This is a genomic window from Pseudomonas sp. S07E 245, assembly GCF_019599025.1.
In the GTDB taxonomy this organism is placed as follows: domain Bacteria; phylum Pseudomonadota; class Gammaproteobacteria; order Pseudomonadales; family Pseudomonadaceae; genus Aquipseudomonas; species Aquipseudomonas shirazensis.
The window spans coordinates 4,650,184-4,669,885 of the sequence record NZ_CP080625.1 but is presented as its reverse complement, the minus strand read 5'-3'; the positions used below and the strand labels follow the sequence as shown (position 1 = coordinate 4,669,885).

The 19,702-nt window shown below is 59.8% G+C and carries 18 protein-coding genes; 10 read left to right on the top strand and 8 right to left on the bottom strand.

The features are described from left to right. The first annotated feature begins 75 nt into the window (after positions 1 to 75). Positions 76 to 480, top strand: coding sequence for a YkgJ family cysteine cluster protein (locus K3F44_RS21500; RefSeq protein WP_101315626.1), 405 nt, complete (start codon positions 76 to 78; stop codon positions 478 to 480). Positions 481 to 1,476: 996 nt separating this feature from the next. Here the strand turns inward: K3F44_RS21500 and K3F44_RS21495 are convergent. The 4 genes from K3F44_RS21495 to thiI form a co-directional block, all read right to left on the bottom strand. After that, positions 1,477 to 2,274 (bottom strand): hypothetical protein, encoded by a 798-nt coding sequence (locus tag K3F44_RS21495; protein ID WP_220632928.1) that lies wholly within the window; start codon positions 2,272 to 2,274, stop codon positions 1,477 to 1,479. A 6-nt stretch (positions 2,275 to 2,280) separates the two neighbouring features. After that, a complete protein-coding gene (locus K3F44_RS21490; protein ID WP_150571216.1) occupies positions 2,281 to 2,865 on the bottom strand; it encodes a 2OG-Fe(II) oxygenase in 585 nt (194 codons plus the stop codon). Between the two features lie 235 nt (positions 2,866 to 3,100). Beyond that, positions 3,101 to 4,921 (bottom strand): translational GTPase TypA, encoded by a 1,821-nt coding sequence (typA, locus tag K3F44_RS21485; protein WP_101315624.1) that lies wholly within the window; start codon positions 4,919 to 4,921, stop codon positions 3,101 to 3,103. 127 nt (positions 4,922 to 5,048) lie between these two features. Next, complete coding sequence (thiI, locus tag K3F44_RS21480) at positions 5,049 to 6,503, bottom strand: tRNA uracil 4-sulfurtransferase ThiI (protein ID WP_150571217.1); 1,455 nt, start codon at positions 6,501 to 6,503, stop codon at positions 5,049 to 5,051. 502 nt (positions 6,504 to 7,005) lie between these two features. Between thiI and glnA the strand changes: the two genes are divergently transcribed. From glnA to ntrC, 4 genes are all read left to right on the top strand, one after another. Beyond that, positions 7,006 to 8,412, top strand: a complete 1,407-nt coding sequence (gene glnA, locus K3F44_RS21475; RefSeq protein ID WP_101315620.1) for a type I glutamate--ammonia ligase — start codon at positions 7,006 to 7,008, stop codon at positions 8,410 to 8,412. 156 nt (positions 8,413 to 8,568) lie between these two features. Next, a complete protein-coding gene (locus tag K3F44_RS21470; protein WP_220632927.1) occupies positions 8,569 to 9,102 on the top strand; it encodes a chorismate mutase in 534 nt (177 codons plus the stop codon). 262 nt (positions 9,103 to 9,364) lie between these two features. Then, positions 9,365 to 10,450 carry a nitrogen regulation protein NR(II) gene (gene glnL, locus K3F44_RS21465; protein WP_101315616.1) on the top strand — a complete coding sequence of 362 codons (1,086 nt, stop codon included), beginning with the start codon at positions 9,365 to 9,367 and terminating at the stop codon, positions 10,448 to 10,450. Beyond that, positions 10,447 to 11,883 (top strand): nitrogen regulation protein NR(I), encoded by a 1,437-nt coding sequence (ntrC, locus tag K3F44_RS21460; protein WP_101315613.1) that lies wholly within the window; start codon positions 10,447 to 10,449, stop codon positions 11,881 to 11,883. Before glnL ends, ntrC begins: the two co-directional genes overlap by 4 nt. 359 nt (positions 11,884 to 12,242) lie before the next feature. Here ntrC and K3F44_RS21455 read toward each other — a convergent pair whose 3' ends face one another. Then, positions 12,243 to 12,680: a hypothetical protein gene (locus K3F44_RS21455; RefSeq protein ID WP_220632926.1), complete on the bottom strand. Its 438-nt coding sequence runs from the start codon at positions 12,678 to 12,680 to the stop codon at positions 12,243 to 12,245. Between K3F44_RS21455 and trmL the strand changes: the two genes are divergently transcribed. Beyond that, the gene (gene trmL / locus K3F44_RS21450; protein ID WP_101315609.1) at positions 12,679 to 13,134 is read left to right on the top strand and encodes a tRNA (uridine(34)/cytosine(34)/5-carboxymethylaminomethyluridine(34)-2'-O)-methyltransferase TrmL; all 456 of its coding nucleotides are present in this window, start codon (positions 12,679 to 12,681) and stop codon (positions 13,132 to 13,134) included. The two genes, K3F44_RS21455 and trmL, sit on opposite strands and share 2 nt — an antisense overlap. Before the next feature lie 51 nt (positions 13,135 to 13,185). Here the strand turns inward: trmL and secB are convergent, their stop codons facing one another. From secB to K3F44_RS21435, 3 genes are read right to left on the bottom strand one after another with little or no spacing between them, the layout of a single operon-like run. Then, positions 13,186 to 13,671 (bottom strand): protein-export chaperone SecB, encoded by a 486-nt coding sequence (secB, locus tag K3F44_RS21445; RefSeq protein WP_103435737.1) that lies wholly within the window; start codon positions 13,669 to 13,671, stop codon positions 13,186 to 13,188. 38 nt (positions 13,672 to 13,709) lie between these two features. Further along, positions 13,710 to 13,964: a glutaredoxin 3 gene (gene grxC, locus K3F44_RS21440; RefSeq protein ID WP_101315605.1), complete on the bottom strand. Its 255-nt coding sequence runs from the start codon at positions 13,962 to 13,964 to the stop codon at positions 13,710 to 13,712. Between the two features lies 1 nt (position 13,965). Beyond that, positions 13,966 to 14,379, bottom strand: coding sequence for a rhodanese-like domain-containing protein (locus K3F44_RS21435; protein WP_101315604.1), 414 nt, complete (start codon positions 14,377 to 14,379; stop codon positions 13,966 to 13,968). A 204-nt stretch (positions 14,380 to 14,583) separates the two neighbouring features. On the opposite strand from K3F44_RS21435, the gene gpmI reads away from it, so the two are divergent. The 4 genes from gpmI to K3F44_RS21415 all read left to right on the top strand — a co-directional run bounded on the left by gpmI (position 14,584) and on the right by K3F44_RS21415 (position 19,699). Continuing rightward, complete coding sequence (gpmI, locus tag K3F44_RS21430) at positions 14,584 to 16,116, top strand: 2,3-bisphosphoglycerate-independent phosphoglycerate mutase (protein WP_101315602.1); 1,533 nt, start codon at positions 14,584 to 14,586, stop codon at positions 16,114 to 16,116. Positions 16,117 to 16,234: 118 nt separating this feature from the next. After that, complete coding sequence (locus tag K3F44_RS21425; RefSeq protein WP_103435734.1) at positions 16,235 to 17,536, top strand: murein hydrolase activator EnvC; 1,302 nt, start codon at positions 16,235 to 16,237, stop codon at positions 17,534 to 17,536. Positions 17,537 to 17,610: 74 nt separating this feature from the next. Then, positions 17,611 to 18,927, top strand: coding sequence for a S41 family peptidase (locus K3F44_RS21420; RefSeq protein WP_150571520.1), 1,317 nt, complete (start codon positions 17,611 to 17,613; stop codon positions 18,925 to 18,927). A 7-nt stretch (positions 18,928 to 18,934) separates the two neighbouring features. After that, positions 18,935 to 19,699: a divergent polysaccharide deacetylase family protein gene (locus tag K3F44_RS21415; RefSeq protein ID WP_150571521.1), complete on the top strand. Its 765-nt coding sequence runs from the start codon at positions 18,935 to 18,937 to the stop codon at positions 19,697 to 19,699. Positions 19,700 to 19,702: the final 3 nt, after the last annotated feature.

Sequence of the window (19,702 nt, the reverse complement as noted above, 5' to 3'; positions counted from 1 at the left end):
GCGAAAGGTTGTTCACAATTTGAACAACTCCGGTATCATCGCGCGCCCCTCCACCGTGATTCGCTCCTTATAACTATGAAACCGACCCTGATTGCCGCGGCTGAAGTCGACCGCCTCGATACCTGGCAGCGCTACTCCAGCCATATGTGCGGGGGCTGCCATTCGACCTGCTGCACGCTGCCGGTGGAAGTGAAGATCAAAGACCTGATCCGTATCGGCGTGGTCGACGACTTCGACAAGGACGAGCCGGCCAAGAACGTTGCCAAGCGCCTGCAGAAGGACGGCATCATCGAGCGTTTCAATCAGAAGTCGGGGATCTTCACCTTGACCCGAATGAGCAACGATGACTGTCTCTATCTGGATCGTAAGAGCCGCCTGTGCACCATTTATGACAAGCGCCCCGATACCTGCCGCAACCACCCCAAGGTCGGCCCACGGCCGGGCTTCTGCGCGTACAAACCGAAGGTGGTCGGGCGCTGATGGTCGGGGCTGCGTCGCGGCCTCTCCCACCTAAGCCGCCCTCCTGAGCGGCTCGCTGCGGCGCTGGAGCGGTCGGAAAGCCAGCAGCGCTAAACTGAAATCTGGGGCCGCTGCGCAGCCCTTTCGCGACACAAGGCCGCTCCTACACGCACCGCGTACGATCGGCATGCGCGGTCAATTGTAGGAGCGGCCTTGTGTCGCGAAAGGCCAGCAGCGCTGGCCCGGCGATATCGGCCGCGAAGCTGAAATCCTGGAGCTGCTGCGCGACCCCAAAATCCTCAGACAAAAACGCCTCGGCCTTTTGACAGGGGGCATTTTTTCTGTGGTCCAGGTACACATAAAGCAGCCTGCAACGCCGGTGCTCACCCCCAGCAGAGCGACTGTGAAGGCGCTATGTTTCGAACGTGCTCTGCGAGACACGCTGGCGCCGATGACGCACCAGCATGACTATCACACCTATGGCAGGCAGTAGTGCAACCACACTACCCATGACGACTGCCGCTTCTATCGAGGCGTTGTTCATATCCACAACCTGTCGATAGAGTCGATCATTGAAGAGAACTCGACCGTCCAACGTAGCCAGCTCACGCACTACGCTCCCACCATTTACGCGTTCTGCCACGAGCACCACCTTGGAATTGATCCGAAGGCCAGAGGCTTTGTACAGCTTATGGGGCGTATAAATACGTTTTCCCTCCCGTTTCCCATCAAGCGTGTACGCTACACTGAAGTGCATCAACGAACGATCAACTTCCCAACTGCTCGGATAACCAGAGACTCTCCCCTCGAGGGCTGTCAACTTAGACATATCAGGGGCAACGTACACTTCACGCTGACTGACAAAAAGTGCAATGCACGCAAGCATGGTAACTAAACAAGCCGAAAGCGCTCCCGCGGACCTCAAGGGAGGAGACACTTTTAATAATCGCAAGAACTCGGAAAATGAGTACAAATGCCCCCCCTTACTCAAGCCGGGCACATCGGCACCGCCGGCCCTTAGTGATATCTATCAAGCCCAGCACCACCCCCACCAGGCGCGATGACCTGAATGGGTCCGATGTCAATGCTCCACCCTGGATACTCCGGCAACGGGAATATCATAACGCCACCGTCTCCACCGGGCTCGAAATACCCCCCACCGCCGGCGGTTATTCCGTACGGATAGGTATCGTCACGCCCCAGCCCTACTTCATGTGAGTCAGGGTCCCAGCGACTGACAGCAATTTGGCTCGTATAGCTTGCGCTGATTTTCGCGAGCGACACAAGTGCCAAATCCGGCGCCACCCAATAATCTGGATATGCCGCATTCGTATTTGTGGCGAAATGTTTTTCGACAACTGGCAAAATCAAAGATTGATACAAATTTTTAACCGCATCGGAGGTGACTATCCCCGCGGCAGTTGCGGTAACACCTACGCCAGTAAATACAAGTGCTGGACCGCTTGCACCGGCGAGCAAAGTAATGCTTGCGACAATCCCGGCAACATCACCAATAAGACTCAGGACATCTCCATTATCAAATTTTTGATTAGTCTTGTATTCAGCTGTGATCTTTAGAAATACCGTCGTCGCCGCAAGCGTGTTGGCTTTTATGTTGAGAAACGGTGTGAATCCCGCGGTCAGTTTTACGATAGAGATCACGCTCGCGACTGTAGCACCGGTTTGTGCTGTCTGGTTGACGAGGGAGAACCCGGACTTATCGGTGTTGTACTGATCCGTAAGGGAGGCAGCTGCGCCGCCCACCGCTACGGGCTTATCGACGTACCCCAGAATGATTTCGAATTTTTTCGACATCGTTCGTTACTCCCTGATCAGAGTCTTGAAAGCGATGCTCATGCGCAGCCTGTTGCAATTTGCTGCCGGCGCCCGCGCGCCATGCGGCACCTCGCCATTGAACACTACGACTCTCTTCGGCTTGGGCTGCACGGATAGCATAATATTTTCTTTGGCAGTATCGTAAAAGACCAGCTCTCCTCCCCAACATGTAGCCCAATACTCACTGCAGAACAGCATGACCGTTTTGCCGGGCAGCTCGACTGTATTGTCGTGGTGGATAGGACCGTCCTGACTACTTGTTTGGCCATTGGCGTAGACACCTAATAGCTTTGCCGAGGGTAGGTGCACCGCTTTGATCCGCGCCCAGATATCCGCGAGAAATGCCCAATCAGGTCGAGCCCGCAGCTCTAGCTCACAATCTTCAAGCTCGTCTCTGCGAGTACCTGCAATAAAGCTGTGCCAGCAGGGACGATCAAGAGGTGAATAGGGATAGGGCCAGCCATATCGCCAAAGCGAGCCGGTCAGCAGTTTCAAGATCTTGGTATGCTCTTCGTCCGTTATTCCATCATCAATCACACAAATACGTTCACCCGCAATGACAACCGACATAGTTCAATCTCCTTATCAAACATAACAAGCGAAGACCGAAGTTAAATCAGCACAAGAGAGCTGCACAGCGGGAAATATAGGCTGCGGGGGAGGTATTGTCGCTGATGGCTTTATGAAACTCACATCTACGACGAGCGCTATTCTTCAGCAGTGCATCGTAGCGAATTATGAAACTTGCAAAAAAAACGCCCCCGGCCTTTCGACCGGGGGCGTTTTCATTCAGCTAGATCTGGACTCAGATCTTGGCTTTCTTGGCAGCGCGGGTACGCTCGCTTTCGTCGAGGATCTTCTTGCGAAGACGGATCGACTTAGGCGTGACTTCGCACAGCTCGTCTTCCTGGATGTATTCCAGAGCCTGTTCCAGAGTGAAGCGAACTGGCGGAACCAGAGCGATGGTTTCGTCTTTACCCGAAGCACGCATGTTGTCGAGCTTCTTGCCTTTGGTTGGGTTTACACCCAGGTCGTTGTCGCGGCTGTTCTGGCCGATGATCTGACCGTTGTAGATCTCTTGACCGTGCTCGACGAACAGCTTGCCGCGCGCCTGCAGGGTTTCCAGCGAGTAGGTCAGAGCCTTGCCGGTTTCAACCGAAACCAGTACGCCGTTCTGACGGCCGGACATGTGGCCCGACTTGACTGGAGCGTAGCGATCGAAGATCGAGGTCAGAATGCCAGCACCGTTGGTCAGGGTCAGGAACTGGTTACGGAAACCGATCAGACCACGAGCAGGGATGTTGTATTCCAGACGCACACGGCCTTTGCCATCCGGGACCATGTTGCTCAGGTCGCCTTTACGCAGGCCCATCTCTTCCATGACCTTGCCCTGAGCTTCCTCTGGGATGTCGATGGTGACGTTTTCGAACGGCTCTTGCTTGACGCCGTCGACTTCACGAATGATCACTTCCGGACGGCCCAGGGCCAGCTCGAAGCCTTCGCGACGCATGGTTTCGATCAGTACCGACAGGTGCAATTCACCACGGCCGGAAACCTTGAACTTGTCTGCCGAGTCGCCTTCTTCAACGCGCAGTGCAACGTTGTACAGCAGCTCTTTGTCCAGACGATCCTTGATGTTACGCGAGGTCACGAACTTGCCTTCTTTACCGCAGAATGGCGAGTCGTTGACCTGGAAGGTCATGGAAACGGTTGGCTCGTCGACGGTCAGAGGCTTCATCGCCTCGACGGTCAGCGGGTCGCACAGGGTGTCGGAGATGAACAGCTCGTCGAAACCGCTGATGCAGACGATGTCGCCGGCGGCAGCTTCTTCAACGTCGACACGGTGCAGACCGTGGTGACCCATCAGTTTCAGGATACGGCCGTTACGCTTCTTGCCGTCGGTATCGATGGCAACAACCGGGGTGTTCGGCTTGACGCGACCACGGGCGATACGGCCAACGCCGATAACACCGAGGAAGCTGTTGTAGTCCAGAGCGGAGATCTGCATCTGGAACGGGCCGTCACGGTCAACAGCAGGTGGTGGAACGTGGTCGACAACCGCTTGGTACAGCGGGGTCATGTCTTCGGCCATGGCAGTGTGGTCCAGACCGGCAATGCCGTTCAGGGCCGAGGCGTAGACGACCTGGAAGTCCAGCTGCTCGTCGGTAGCACCGAGGTTGTCGAACAGATCGAAGATCTGGTCCAGAACCCAATCAGGACGCGCGCCCGGACGGTCAACCTTGTTGATTACAACGATTGGCTTGAGGCCAGCTTCGAATGCCTTTTTGGTCACGAAGCGAGTTTGCGGCATAGGGCCGTCTTGGGCGTCGACCAGCAGCAGCACGGAGTCGACCATCGACATTACACGCTCAACTTCGCCACCGAAGTCGGCGTGGCCGGGGGTGTCGACGATGTTGATGTGGTAGCCATTCCAGTTGATGGCGGTGTTTTTCGCCAGAATGGTAATACCGCGCTCTTTCTCCTGGTCGTTGGAGTCCATGACGCGCTCGTCATTGAGCTCGTTACGCTCCAGGGTGCCCGACTGACGCAGGAGTTTGTCGACCAGAGTGGTTTTACCATGGTCAACGTGGGCGATGATGGCGATGTTACGCAGATTTTCGATCACAAATGTATCTCGATCAGAGGATTCGGTTGCCGCCCATTCTAGACGGCCAATATGAAGGTAAAAGGCTCAGCGGGCCCGCGGGTCGGGAGGGCGATGGCGGATGCTGCCGCCATACAGCCCTGGCAGTTTATGCCGGACGATAAACACGCACATTGGCATGTCCCTCACTGAGCAGATGATGCGCATGCAGGCGACTCATGACGCCCTTGTCGCAATAAAGTAGGTACTGACGGTTGCCATCGAGCTGCTTGAAGCGGCTGTTGATGGCATAGAAAGGCATGGTCTGGACTTCGATACCGTCGATCACCAGAGGTTGATCCTCTTGCGCATCGGGGTGACGAATGTCGATGACGATCTGGCCTGGAGTGGCCTCGGCCACCTCTTCAATCTGAATGTCCTGGCTCAGTTCGTCGATTACATGGTCGATCGAGATGAAGCGAGCACGTTCCAGCGCGCGCTCCAAAATCTGCATATCGAACTGGGCCTCCTCATATACAACCCGCTGCGGTTTGGCGCAGGTAGTCGGGTTGACCGAGATGACGCCGCAGTATTCTGGCATGTGCTTGGCAAACTCGGCTGTGCCGATCTGATAAGCGGTATCGATGATGTCCTGTTTGTGGCTGGCCAACAGCGGACGCAGGACCAGCTTGTCAGTGGCCTGGTCGATCACTGTCAGGTTGGGCAGGGTCTGGCTCGACACCTGGGAAATCGCCTCACCGGTGACCAGCGCGTCGATCTGCAGGCGGTCAGCGATGTTGGCCGCTGCGCGCAGCATCATGCGCTTGAGGGTGACGCCCATGTAGCTGTTGTCGACCTTGCCGAGAATCTCGCCGACCACTTCTTCGAACGGCACGCTGATGAACAGCACGCGCTGGCTGCTGCCGTATTTTTTCCACAGGTAGTGAGCGACTTCCATTACCCCCAGCTCGTGGGCACGGCCGCCGAGGTTGAAGAAGCAGAAGTGGGTCATCAGGCCGCGACGCATCATCTGGTAGGCAGCCACGGTGGAATCGAAACCACCGGACATCAACACCAGAGTCTGCTCCAACGCGCCCAACGGATAACCGCCGATACCTTGATGCTGATTGTGGATGACGTAAAGGCGCTGATTGCGGATTTCCATCCGCACCTTGATTTCCGGGTTCTTCAGGTCGATACCGGCGGCGCCGCACTGCTGGCGCAACTGGCTGCCAACATAACGGTCGACATCCATCGAGGTGAAGTCGTGGTGGCCGCCACGCTTGCAGCGTACGGCGAAGCGCTTGCCGGCCAGCAGATGGCCGTAATGCGCCTTGCACTTCTCGACGATATCGTCGAAGTCGCCCAGCGGGTATTCCTCTACCTGAAGGAAATGGGTGATCCCCGGCGTGCACGACAGCCGGTCGATGATCTCGCGCTGAAGCTTCTCGTCTTCGATGCGGGTGACCACTTCGAGATTATCCCAGACACCGTCAACCTTCAGCTCAGGGTCGATATCCTTGAGCACGTTGCGGATGTTCTTCGAGAGCTGACGGATGAAGCGCTTGCGCACCGGCCGGCTCTTGATGGTGATTTCTGGGAAGACTTTGACGATGAGTTTCATGGGTAAACAGCGCGCCCAGGGCCTGCCGAAAATGAGGGGCGCGAATTATAGCGGAAATTGCTCAGGATTTGACCAACTTTTGAACAGAAAGGTTTGAGATGAGTGCAAGAGATTGATTTTGCCGCGCCTGTGCCGGCTCTTTAGCGGCGATCCGGCGTCCCGGTGAACCCGCTCCCACAGGATGGTGTAATGCCCGACTCCACCGCTATCTCTGTGGGAGCGGGTTTACCCGCGAAGAGGTTCCAGAAAACGCCCCCGCAAAGATGCGCACTAATTTGGTGCGCAGTTCGCAATTTCCGCATCTAAAAGGTGCGCTTTTGCTCGGACCACTACCAATAAGTGCCCCTGAACGCCCGCTTTTATCTCAGACTCGCCATTTTCGGGCACTGGCATGCAATTTGCTCTCTTGTGAGGCAGGTAAGCTTGGCCGACTATCCGCGCCCAGCAACACCCTTTTTCCAGGGCAGCGGCCCACCGCGCTCTAGACCCTCCGGAGGACAACATGTCGAAGTCGGTTCAACTCATCAAAGATCATGACGTCAAGTGGATTGATCTGCGTTTCACGGACACCAAAGGCACTCAGCATCACGTGACCATGCCGGCGCGTGATGGTCTGGACGAAGACTTCTTTGAAGTCGGCAAGATGTTCGACGGTTCGTCGATTGCCGGCTGGAAAGGCATCGAAGCCTCCGACATGATCCTGATGCCGGTTGACGATACCGCTGTGCTCGACCCGTTCACCGAAGAGCCAACCCTGATCATCACCTGCGACATCGTCGACCCGTCGAGCATGCTCGGCTACGATCGCGACCCACGTGCGATCGCCAAGCGCGCTGAAGAGTACCTCAAGAGCACTGGCCTGGGTGACACCGTGTTCGCCGGTCCAGAGCCTGAGTTCTTCATCTTCGACGAAGTGAAGTTCCAGTCCGACATCTCCGGTTCGATGTTCAAGATCTTCTCCGAGCAAGGCTCGTGGATGACCGGTGCTGACATCGAAGGCGGCAACAAAGGCCACCGTCCAGGCGTCAAAGGCGGCTACTTCCCAGTACCTCCGTTCGACCACGACCACGAAATCCGTACTGCCATGTGCAACGCACTGGAAGAAATGGGTCAGATCGTTGAAGTTCACCACCACGAAGTGGCGACTGCCGGTCAGAACGAAATCGGCGTCAAGTTCAACACCCTGGTGAAGAAAGCTGACGAAGTCCAGGCCCTGAAATACGTCGTGCACAACGTTGCCGACGCTTACGGCCGCACCGCTACCTTCATGCCGAAGCCACTCTACGGTGACAACGGTTCGGGCATGCACGTGCACATGTCGATCTGGAAAGACGGCAAGAACACCTTCGCTGGCGAAGGCTATGCCGGCCTGTCCGATACCGCCCTGTACTTCATCGGCGGCATCATCAAGCACGGTAAGGCACTGAACGGCTTCACCAACCCGTCGACCAACTCCTACAAGCGTCTGGTCCCAGGTTTCGAAGCACCGGTAATGCTCGCCTACTCGGCCCGTAACCGTTCCGCCTCGATCCGTATTCCTTACGTCAGCAGCCCGAAAGCTCGCCGTATCGAAGCGCGCTTCCCGGACCCGTCGGCCAACCCATACCTGGCCTTCGCAGCCCTGCTGATGGCTGGCCTGGACGGCATCCAGAACAAGATTCATCCAGGCGATGCTGCCGACAAGAACCTCTACGACCTGCCACCAGAAGAAGCCAAGGACATTCCGCAAGTCTGCGGCAGCCTGAAAGAAGCTCTGGAAGAGCTGGATAAAGGCCGTGCGTTCCTGACCAAGGGCGGCGTGTTCTCCGACGACTTCATCGATGCCTTCATCGAGCTGAAGAGCGAAGAAGAAATCAAGGTGCGCACCTTCGTACACCCGCTGGAATACGAGCTGTACTACAGCTGCTGATGTAAGCGACGCCTGTCGTCACTAGGCATCAACTGAAGACGGCCTCCCTCGGGAGGCCGTTTTCCGTTTCGCCAGACAGGATTTTCAGAAGCGTCCGACTTGCGCACCCTCAGCATCACCGCACACTTCCAGCCTCCACTGAAAAGGAGACTGCCGATGCGCCTTGCCCCCTTTATCCTCGCCTGCGCCCTCGGTCTGAGCGGCTGCAGCGCCACCTCTGACGACCCCACCTTCTCACCCCTGCTTGACCTGGTCGAGCGGCGACTGGCCGTGGCCGATGTGGTGGCGCTGCATAAATGGGATAACGCCCAGCCCGTCCAGGCAACCGAGCGCGAGCAAGCCATCATTGCTGCCGTGCGCAACGCGGCGCCTGGCTATGGCCTTGACCCTGCTCGTGCAGCGGCGTTCTTTGATGATCAGATAGAGGCCAACAAGCTGGTGCAGTATGCGCGGCTGTCGCAATGGCAGCTCGCCGGAGCCGCGCCGGCACTACCACGACATGACTTGCAACGCATCATCCGCCCGCGGCTGGACGGCCTGCAGACAGACCTGCTGCACCAATTGGCGTCTTTCGATCAAACCCGCAGCCGCCAGTGCGCGCGCAAGCTGGCCCTGGCATTGGCGCAACGCCAAGGCGATGCACTGCACCGTGCCGGCATGATCCGCGCCACCGGACAGCTCTGCAACTGAGCACGCGAGCAATATGCTCTATATTGGTGCATGGCGGGGCCTACTGCTCTGCCATGCAGCCCAATATGGTTCAAGTGAATCGTTTAATCGATAGTTTTTGGCCTGCAATAGCGCATGAACAGGGCTTTTTCCGGTAATTGCGCTTCTTTTCGGAGCCTTGGTTTGTTTCTTGCATTTTCAAACCATCACGCGGATCACCAGCGCGCCCGCTCCTGGCTCAGCCAAGGGCGACCCATGTGCCAAAAGAGGTCGACGACGCCCCATGACCATCAGCGATGCGCAGCACCGTCTACTCCTGGACAACCTGACCACAGCGACCCTGCTGCTCAATGCCGAACTGCGCCTGGAGTACATGAATCCGGCCGCAGAGATGCTGCTGGCGGTCAGCGGTCAGCGCAGTCATGGGCAGTTCATCAGCGAGCTGTTCACCGAGTCGACCGAGGCGCTCAACTCGCTGCGCCAGGCCGTTGAACAGGCTCACCCGTTCACCAAGCGCGAGGCGCAACTGACCTCGCTGACCGGGCAAAGCATCACCGTCGATTACGCGGTTACGCCGATCCTGCATCAAGGCCAGACCTTGCTGCTGCTCGAGGTGCACCCGCGTGACCGGCTGTTGCGTATCACCAAGGAAGAGGCCCAGCTGTCCAAGCAGGAAACCACCAAGATGCTGGTGCGTGGCCTCGCCCATGAAATAAAGAATCCGCTGGGCGGCATTCGTGGCGCGGCGCAGTTGCTGGCCCGTGAACTACCCAATGATGGCCTGCGTGATTACACCAACGTGATCATCGAAGAAGCCGACCGCCTGCGTAACCTGGTCGACCGCATGCTCGGCTCGAACAAACTGCCGTCGCTGGCGATGACCAACATTCACGAAGTGCTGGAGCGCGTCTGCAGCCTGGTCGAGGCCGAAAGCCAAGGCTGCATCACTTTGGTGCGTGATTACGACCCGAGCCTGCCGGACGTATTGATCGACCGCGAGCAGATGATCCAGGCCGTACTTAACATCGTGCGTAACGCAATGCAGGCGATCAGCAGCCAGAACGAATTGCGCCTGGGCCGCATCAGCCTGCGCAGCCGCGCCGTGCGCCAGTTCACCATTGGCCACATCCGTCATCGCCTGGTAGCCCGCGTCGAAATCACCGACAACGGCCCCGGCATCCCGGCGGAACTGCAGGACACCCTCTTCTATCCCATGGTCAGCGGGCGCCCGGACGGTACCGGCCTCGGCCTGGCCATTACCCAGAACATCATCAGCCAGCACCAGGGCCTGATCGAGTGTGAGAGCCATGCCGGCCACACCACCTTCTCGATCTTCCTGCCTCTGGAACAAGGAGCCACTGCCCCATGAGCCGAAGTGAAACCGTGTGGATCGTCGACGATGATCGCTCCATCCGCTGGGTCCTGGAAAAAGCCCTGCAACAGGAGGGCATGACCACCCAGAGCTTCGACAGCGCTGACGGAGTCATGGGTCGCCTGGCCCGGCAGCAGCCGGACGTGATCATTTCCGACATCCGCATGCCTGGCGCCAGCGGCCTGGACCTGCTGGCGCAGATTCGCGAACAACATCCGCGCTTGCCGGTGATCATCATGACCGCGCATTCGGACCTGGACAGTGCGGTTGCCTCCTATCAAGGCGGCGCTTTCGAGTACCTGCCGAAGCCATTCGACGTTGACGAGGCGGTCTCGCTGGTCAAGCGGGCCAACCAACATGCTCAGGAGCAGCAAGGCCTGCATGTCGCGCCGACGCTGACGCGCACGCCGGAGATCATTGGCGAGGCGCCGGCGATGCAGGAAGTATTCCGCGCCATCGGCCGCCTCAGCCACTCCAACATCACCGTGTTGATCAACGGTGAGTCGGGTACCGGTAAAGAGTTGGTTGCCCACGCCCTGCACCGTCACAGCCCAAGGGCTGCTTCGCCGTTCATTGCATTGAACATGGCGGCGATCCCCAAGGATCTGATGGAGTCAGAGCTGTTCGGCCATGAGAAAGGCGCCTTCACCGGCGCTGCCAACCTGCGCCGTGGCCGCTTCGAGCAGGCCGATGGCGGCACGTTGTTCCTCGACGAAATCGGCGACATGCCAGCCGACACCCAGACCCGCCTGCTGCGGGTATTGGCTGACGGTGAGTTCTACCGCGTGGGCGGGCATATCCCGGTCAAGGTCGATGTACGCATCATTGCCGCAACGCACCAGAACCTGGAAACCCTGGTCCAGGCGGGCAAATTCCGTGAGGACTTGTTCCACCGCCTGAACGTGATCCGCATCCATATTCCGCGACTGTCCGACCGCCGTGAGGATATCCCCACCCTCGCCAGGCACTTCCTCGGCCGAGCGGCGCAAGAGCTGTCGGTCGAGCCAAAGCTGCTCAAGCCGGAGACCGAAGAGTTCATGCGCAACCTGCCGTGGCCGGGCAACGTGCGCCAGCTGGAGAACACCTGCCGCTGGATCACGGTAATGGCCTCTAGCCGCGAAGTGCTGGTGGGTGACCTGCCGCCGGAGCTGCTCAACCTGCCGCAGGATGCTGCGCCGGTGACCAACTGGGAGCAGGCACTGCGCCAGTGGGCGGATCAGGCGTTGGCGCGGGGGCAGTCCAACCTGCTCGACAGCGCGGTGCCGAGTTTCGAGCGGATCATGATCGAGACCGCACTCAAGCATACCGCCGGGCGTCGGCGTGATGCTGCGGTGTTGCTGGGTTGGGGGCGTAACACCCTGACCCGCAAGATCAAAGAACTGGGGATGAAGATCGACGGCGGCGATGAGGATGACGGCGACGATCATTGATCCACGCTTGACGCCCTACACGCCGGGCCAGCTTCGCTGGCCTTTCCGACCGGTCCGGCGCCCCGGCAAGGCCGCTCCTACAGGGACCGCGCTCGGTTGCGGATCGGCGCAGTCTGTACCATGCACCGAGATCGTGCCCAACGCACCGCAGCAAGGCACAAACGACATCAAATCCCGGCCTAATCACCCGCAAACCCTAACAAACACAGCGTTTAAAAAACCTGGCACGCCCCCTGCAATAGCTATTGCACAACCAGTTTCGGGGGCCCTGGTACAGGCAGGCCGGGTGACCCCTATTTTATTCGCAAGTCGAGCAAGTTCTGGGGACCTCGGTACAGGCAGGCCGGGAATCCCCTCTTTTATTCGTGCAGCTTCACCTGCACACGCCAACGTCCCGCGTCCTCTGCAGCGCTCCATTCGCCCTGCAGGGGGCGCGCGGCCACCACCGTCAGCAGCAAGCCCTTGTCGCTGTTCTGCAAACGCCAGCCGACCGGCTTCTCCTCCAGCATCAGTTGCCCGCGCTGCGCCTTGCCCTTCGCTTCGAACACAATCGCCACCGTACCTTCGACGTTCTCGCCATGCAGCTTTGGCTCTTCGTTGAACCACAGGTCAAGCCCGCCCTGCACTACTCCGATCTGCTCCAGCACACGCTCTTCAGGCGTGGTCAGGCGGCCGATCATCAAGCCGACCATCACCCCGACGATGGCCAGCGACAGCATTACCCGCGGGAACGCTTTCGAACGCTGATCCGGTTCAAGGGTAGAATGCTCGTCATCTTCACGCTTGGAGCCGTGCATGTTTCACGTCATCCTTTTTCAACCAGAAATTCCGCCGAATACCGGCAATATCATCCGCCTGTGTGCCAACAGCGGCTGCGCCTTGCACCTGATCGAGCCGATCAGCTTCGAGCTGGACGACAAGCGCCTGCGCCGGGCCGGGCTGGACTACCACGAGTATGCCACGCTCAAGCGCCACGAGAGCCTGGCGGCGTGCCTGGAAAGCCTCGGCCAGCCGCGTCTGTTCGCCTTCACCACCAAGGGCTCGCACCCGTTTCACGAGGTTGCCTACCAACCAGGCGATGCCTTCCTGTTCGGCCCGGAAAGCCGCGGCCTGCCGGCCGAAGTACTCGACGCCCTGCCCGCCGAGCAGAAGCTGCGCCTGCCGATGCGCCCAGGCTGCCGCAGCCTGAACCTGTCCAACACCGTGGCAGTGACGGTGTATGAAGCCTGGCGCCAGCAGGGCTTTCTCTGAGCCACAAAAAAAGCGCCCAACAGGGCGCTTTTCTCGGTCTGGCAGCCGTGCTTATTGCAGCGACGGTGCTTCGCCAGCGGCCTGCATGCGCTCCATTTCCTGCGCGTACAGGGCGTCGAAGTTCACTGGCGACAGCATCAGCGCCGGGAACGAGCCGCGGGTTACCAGGCTGTCCAGGGTTTCGCGAGCGTACGGGAACAGGATGTTCGGGCAGAACGCGCCGAGGGTGTGGCTCATGGAAGCCGGGTCAAGGTTCTTGATCAGGAAGATACCGGCCTGCTGCACTTCCGCGATGAAAGCCACTTCGTCACCGTTCTTGACGGTCACCGACAGGGTCAGCACGACTTCATGGAAGTCGCCTTCGAGGGCTTTCTGACGGGTGTTGAGGTCCAGCGAAACAGCCGGCTCCCACTGCTGACGGAAGATCTGCGGGCTCTTCGGTGCTTCGAAAGACAGATCGCGCACGTAGATACGCTGCATGGAGAATTGTGCTGCGTTGTCGTCAGTGGCAGCGCCGTTGTTCTGTTGCTCAGTCATGGCTGATCCTAATCCTAATGGGTTGAATGCGGTGTGACTCAGGCCGCGAGGAGGCTGTCGAGCTTGCCCGCGCGCTCGAGGGCGTACAAGTCATCGCAACCACCGACGTGGGTGCTGCCGATCCAGATCTGCGGTACCGAGGTACGGCCGGCCTTCTGGCTCATTTCGGCGCGAACCTGGGGCTTGCCGTCGACCTTGATTTCCTCGAACGGCACGCCTTTGCTTTGCAGCAGTTGCTTGGCGCGGATGCAGAACGGGCAGTAGTCGCTGGAATAGACGATGACGGGCTTCATATCACTTCACCAGGGGCAGGTTATCGGCTTTCCAGCTGGAAATGCCACCGCTGAGCTTGGCCGCGGTGTAACCAGCTTTGAGCAGTTCACGGCAATGGGTACCGGATTGCTGACCCATGCTGTCGACCACGATCAGGGTCTTGTCTTTATGCTTTTCCAGCTCGGCCATACGGCTGGCGAGCTTGTCTTGCGGGATGTTCAGGGCGCCAACGATGTGGCCGGCCGCGAATTCCTTGCTGGTGCGGATGTCGAGCACCACGCCTTTGTCGGCGTTGACCAGCGCAGTCAGCTGGCCGTTGCTCAGGCTCTGGCCGCCACGACGGATTTCGTTGAGCAACAGCAGGATCAGCAGAACAAAGAAAATCGCCACCAGAATGAAGTGGTTTGTGGCAAATGTAATCAGGTTAGCAACCATCAGGTGTGTTCCACGCGATTGAAAATGTCGGCCAGTATACACAGCAGCCAAGGCCCACCAAAGCCCGCCCGCCGGGCAGGCGTGCAGCATTCATCTGCAAACGTTGCAGCGCCAGTCGGCAAACACGATGAATTTTCGCCTGGGGTGGCGCATTTGCCCTAAAATCGGGTCTTTATCATCTTCTGGCAACCGTGAGTGCGATTGATGACGAACACCCCCAAGCCTCTGGTCCTGATCATCCTTGATGGTTTCGGGCACAGCGAACACGTCGAATACAACGCCATCCTTGCCGCGCAGACGCCGGTCTACGATCGCCTTTGCGCTACCCAGCCGAACGGCTTGATCTCGGGTTCGGGCATGGACGTCGGCCTGCCTGACGGGCAGATGGGCAACTCCGAAGTCGGCCACATGAACCTCGGCGCTGGCCGCGTGGTGTACCAGGACTTCACCCGGGTGACCAAGGCCATCCGCGATGGCGAGTTCTTCACCAATCCGGTGCTCTGCGATGCAGTCGACAAGGCTGTCGGCGCCGGTAAGGCCGTGCACATCCTCGGCCTGCTCTCCGACGGCGGCGTACACAGCCACCAGGACCACCTGATCGCCATGGCCGAACTGGCCGCGCAGCGCGGCGCCGAGAAGATCTACCTGCACGCGTTTCTCGATGGCCGCGACACGCCGCCACGCAGCGCGCAGTCGTCGCTCGAACTGGTCGACGCAGCGTTCGCCAAACTGGGCAAGGGCCGCATCGCCAGCATCATCGGCCGCTACTTTGCGATGGACCGGGACAACCGCTGGGACCGCGTCGCCGCGGCCTACAACCTGATCGTCGACTCCAGTGCCGACCACACTGCGGCTACCGCTGTGGAAGGGCTTGAGGCCGCCTACGCGCGCGGCGAGAGCGATGAATTCGTCAAGGCCACGCGGATTGGCGAAGCGGTCACTGTCGAAGATGGCGATGCGGTGATCTTCATGAACTTCCGTGCCGACCGCGCCCGCGAACTGTCGCGGGTGTTCGTCGAGCCTGACTTCAACGAGTTTGCCCGCACCCGCCAGCCAAAAGTGGCAGCCTTCATCGGCCTGACCCAGTACTCGGCGAAGATCCCCGCGCCGGCAGCCTTCGCCCCGGCCAGCCTGGACAACGTGCTTGGCGAATACCTGGCAAAAAACGGCAAGACCCAACTGCGGATCGCCGAAACCGAGAAGTACGCTCACGTCACCTTCTTCTTCTCCGGTGGCCGCGAAGAGCCGTTCGAAGGCGAAGAACGTATTCTCATCCCTTCGCCCAAGGTTGCTACCTATGACCTGCAGCCCGAGATGAACGCGCCTGAGGTCACCGACCGCATCGTCGAAGCGATCGAGCAGCAGCGCTACGACGTGATCGTGGTCAACTACGCCAACGGCGACATGGTCGGCCATACCGGCGTATTTGCCGCTGCGGTCAAAGCCGTCGAGGCGCTCGACACCTGCGTCGGGCGCATTGTCGATGCCCTGGACAAAGTCGGAGGCGAAGCACTGATCACCGCCGACCACGGCAACGTCGAGCAGATGGAAGACGAGAGCACCGGCCAGGCGCATACCGCGCACACCACCGAGCCCGTCCCGTTCATCTATGTCGGCAAGCGCCAGCTCAAGGTGCGTAAAGGCGGCGTGCTGGCCGATGTAGCACCGACCATGCTGACCTTGCTCGGCCTGGAAATCCCGGCAGAAATGACCGGGACTTCGATTCTGGTCGAATAAACCGCCCGCTACACCGCTGTTTCCAGACAAACGCCCCGCTGCAGATGCCGCGGGGCGTTTTGTTTGCAGGCCCAGGCGGGCATACTAGGCCAGTCTCCATCCCTGGTACGCCCACTCCATGTTCCGCGCCCTGATCCTTCTCGCCCTGTCATGCCTGCTCAGCCCGGCCTTTGCCGATGAGCGCGCACAGACCCAGCAACAACTGGATGCCACCCGCCAGGACATCGCCGAGCTCAAGAAGATGCTGGGCAAGCTCCAGGAAGAAAAATCCGGTGTGCAAAAAGACCTGAAGAGCACCGAAACCGACATCGGTAACCTGGAAAAGCAGGTGGAGGCCCTGCAGCAAGAACTAAAAAAGACCGAGGGCGAACTGGAGCGCCTTGATACCGAGAAAAAAAAACTCCAGTCCGCCCGCACTGAACAACAAGGCCTGATTGCCAGTCAGGCCCGCTCGGCTTATCAGAACAACGGCCGCGAGGAATACCTGAAACTGCTGCTCAACCAGCAGAACCCAGAGAAATTTGCCCGCACCCTCACCTATTACGATTACCTGAGCAAGGCGCGTATGGAGCAGTTGCGCGTGTTCAACGAGACCCTGCGTCAGTTGGCCAATGTCGAGAAGGACATTGCCAGCCAGCAGGCGCAGTTGCTCGCCCAGAGCGGCAACCTCGACAGCCGCCGGCAGGAGCTCGAAGCCGAGCGCGACAAGCGCAAGGCGGTATTGGCCAAGCTCAACAGCGACTTGAAGCAGCGCGACCAGAAGCTGCAAGCCCGCGAGCAGGACCAGGCCGAGCTGGGCAAGGTGCTCAAGACCATCGAAGAAACCCTCGCGCGCCAGGCCCGCGAAGCTGAAGAGGCGCGGCAAAAAGCCCTGATCGCTCAGCGTGAAGCCGAACAACGCCGCCAGCAGGAGGCCTTGGCCGCACGCCAGGCCCCAGCCGAGGCGCCGGCCGAGCCACCGAAAAAGGCCCTGACCACCCTCGGCCCGATGGTTTCCGGCGATGGCGCCAGCTATGGCGGTGCGTTTTCTGCAGCGCGGGGCAAACTTCCATGGCCAGTCAATGGTCGATTGCTGGCACGCTTCGGTGATGCCCGTGGTGGTGATGCCCGCGCCAAATGGGATGGTGTGATGATCAGCGCCAGCAGTGGCACCCAGGTTCGCGCAGTGCACGGCGGCCGAGTGGTATTTGCCGATTGGTTGCGTGGGGCTGGACTTCTGGTCATTCTCGACCATGGTAATGGCTATCTGAGCTTGTATGGCCACAATCAACGCCTGCTCAAGAGCGCCGGTGATGTGGTCAAGGCTGGGGAAGCCATATCCACCGTGGGTGACAGCGGTGGCCAGGAAAGCGCAGGTCTGTACTTTGCCATTCGTCAGCAGGGCCGCCCGAGCGACCCGGCGCAATGGTGCCGTGGCTAGGCATTTCAACTTATTTACGGTGGCTGCACCGAGGCTCCTGCGGGAGCGCCAACAGGATCAGGAGTTCGTTCGACATGCTGCACTCGCCTCGCCTCACCCAACTGGCCCTGACCGTCGCCCTGGCGATCGGCGCGCCCCTGGCCTATGCCGCCGAGCCGGCCAAGCCAGCCGCAACGCCAGCTCCCGAGGCCACGGCGAAGTCGCCGCTGCCGCTGGAAGAGCTGCGCACCTTTGCCGAAGTCATGGACCGCATCAAAGCGGCATATGTCGAACCGGTGGACGACAAGACCCTGCTGGAGAACGCCATCAAGGGCATGCTCAGCAACCTTGACCCGCACTCGGCCTACCTCGGCCCGGAAGACTTCCAGGAACTGCAGGAAAGCACCAGCGGCGAGTTCGGCGGCCTGGGCATCGAAGTGGGCATGGAAGACGGTTTCGTCAAAGTTGTCTCGCCTATCGACGACACCCCGGCCTCGCGTGCCGGCATCGAAGCCGGCGACCTGATCGTCAAGATCAATGGCGCGCCGACCCGTGGCCAGAGCATGACCGAAGCGGTCGACAAGATGCGCGGCAAGATCGGCGACAAGATCACCCTGACCCTGGTCCGCGATGGCGGCACGCCGTTTGACGTGACCCTCGCCCGTGCGGTCATTCAGGTCAAGAGCGTCAAGAGCCAGCTGCTGGAAAGCGGCTACGGTTATATCCGCATCACCCAGTTCCAGGTCAAGACTGGCGAAGAAGTCGGCAAGGCCTTGGCCAAGCTGCGCAAGGACAACGGCAAGAAGCTGCGCGGGGTCGTGCTCGACCTGCGCAACAACCCCGGCGGCGTGTTGCAGTCGGCGGTCGAAGTGGCCGACCACTTCCTGACCAAAGGCTTGATCGTCTACACCAAAGGCCGCATCGCCAACTCCGAGCTGCGCTTCTCGGCCGACCCGGCCGACGCCAGTGAAGGCGTACCGCTGGTGGTGCTGATCAACGGCGGCAGCGCCTCGGCTTCGGAGATCGTCGCCGGTGCCCTGCAAGACCAGAAGCGCGGTGTGCTGATGGGCACCGACAGCTTCGGCAAAGGCTCGGTGCAGACCGTGCTGCCGCTGGCCAACGACCGCGCCCTGAAGCTTACCACCGCGCTGTACTTCACCCCCAACGGCCGCTCGATCCAGGCCCAGGGCATCGTCCCCGATATCGAAGTGCGCCAGGCCAAGCTCACTGCCGAGGCCGACACCGAGAACTTCAAGGAAGCGGACCTGCAAGGCCACCTCGGTAACGGCAACGGCGGCGCCGACCGCCCGACCGGCAGCAGCAAGCGCAAAGAGCGTCCGCAGGATGATGACTTCCAGCTGAGCCAGGCACTGAGCCTGCTCAAAGGCCTGAACATCACCAAGGGCGAATGATCCGCTGATGCGTTATCTGCTGTTGACCTTGCTCTGCCTGCTGACCGGCGCCGCCCATGCGGCGCCGGCCAAGGCTTACATGAGCATCATCATCGACGACCTTGGCCAGAGCATCGAGCGCGACCAGCGCACCCTTGCCCTGCCCGGCCCGGTGACCATGGCGGTGATGCCTGATACCCCGCACGCCAGTGACTTCGCCCGTCAGGCCCATAAAGCCGGCAAGACGGTGATCCTGCACATGCCGATGGACCCGGCCACCGGCCCATATGCCTGGCACCCTGGCCTACCGACCGAAGAGCTCGCCCGGCGCCTCGACGCAGCGTTGCTCAAGGTGCCGTTTGCCGCAGGCGTGAACAATCATATGGGCAGCCGCATGACCGCTGAGCCAACTGCCATGGCCTGGTTGATGGCTGAGTTGCAGCGCCGTGACCTGTTCTTCGTCGACAGCCGCACCAGTGCCGCTACCGTGGCTGCCGCCAAGGCGCAGGAAGACTGCCTTGCACACGTGTCACGGGATGTATTTCTGGACGACGTGCGCACCAGTGAAGCCATCACCGCTCAGTTGCGTGAAGGCGTCGAGCTGGCCCGCAGGCAGGGCTCTGCTGTTCTGATTGGCCACCCCTACGCACAAACGCTGGAGGTTCTGGAAAGAGAAATGCCCCGGCTCAAGAGCCAGGGCATCGAACTGATAGAGCTGCGCCAGATGATCGCCGTGCGCAGCAATCTGGCCATGCCTGCACATGGCAAGCAAGGCCGCTACAGCAATCGCTGAAGC

Bases quoted from the DNA above. Each gene is read 5' to 3' on its own strand.
- K3F44_RS21455 (WP_220632926.1), bottom strand. From the start codon at position 12,680: ATGCACGGCTCCAAGCGTGAAGATGACGAGCATTCTACCCTTGAACCG.
- glnL (WP_101315616.1), top strand. From the start codon at position 9,365: ATGACCATCAGCGATGCGCAGCACCGTCTACTCCTGGACAACCTGACC.
- grxC (WP_101315605.1), bottom strand. From the start codon at position 13,964: ATGAAGCCCGTCATCGTCTATTCCAGCGACTACTGCCCGTTCTGCATC.
- K3F44_RS21495 (WP_220632928.1), bottom strand. From the start codon at position 2,274: ATGTCGAAAAAATTCGAAATCATTCTGGGGTACGTCGATAAGCCCGTA.
- thiI (WP_150571217.1), bottom strand. From the start codon at position 6,503: ATGAAACTCATCGTCAAAGTCTTCCCAGAAATCACCATCAAGAGCCGG.
- K3F44_RS21490 (WP_150571216.1), bottom strand. From the start codon at position 2,865: ATGTCGGTTGTCATTGCGGGTGAACGTATTTGTGTGATTGATGATGGA.
- secB (WP_103435737.1), bottom strand. From the start codon at position 13,671: ATGACTGAGCAACAGAACAACGGCGCTGCCACTGACGACAACGCAGCA.
- K3F44_RS21500 (WP_101315626.1), top strand. From the start codon at position 76: ATGAAACCGACCCTGATTGCCGCGGCTGAAGTCGACCGCCTCGATACC.
- K3F44_RS21420 (WP_150571520.1), top strand. From the start codon at position 17,611: ATGCTGCACTCGCCTCGCCTCACCCAACTGGCCCTGACCGTCGCCCTG.
- K3F44_RS21435 (WP_101315604.1), bottom strand. From the start codon at position 14,379: ATGGTTGCTAACCTGATTACATTTGCCACAAACCACTTCATTCTGGTG.
- K3F44_RS21470 (WP_220632927.1), top strand. From the start codon at position 8,569: ATGCGCCTTGCCCCCTTTATCCTCGCCTGCGCCCTCGGTCTGAGCGGC.
- ntrC (WP_101315613.1), top strand. From the start codon at position 10,447: ATGAGCCGAAGTGAAACCGTGTGGATCGTCGACGATGATCGCTCCATC.
- K3F44_RS21425 (WP_103435734.1), top strand. From the start codon at position 16,235: ATGTTCCGCGCCCTGATCCTTCTCGCCCTGTCATGCCTGCTCAGCCCG.
- K3F44_RS21415 (WP_150571521.1), top strand. From the start codon at position 18,935: ATGCGTTATCTGCTGTTGACCTTGCTCTGCCTGCTGACCGGCGCCGCC.
- trmL (WP_101315609.1), top strand. From the start codon at position 12,679: ATGTTTCACGTCATCCTTTTTCAACCAGAAATTCCGCCGAATACCGGC.
- gpmI (WP_101315602.1), top strand. From the start codon at position 14,584: ATGACGAACACCCCCAAGCCTCTGGTCCTGATCATCCTTGATGGTTTC.
- glnA (WP_101315620.1), top strand. From the start codon at position 7,006: ATGTCGAAGTCGGTTCAACTCATCAAAGATCATGACGTCAAGTGGATT.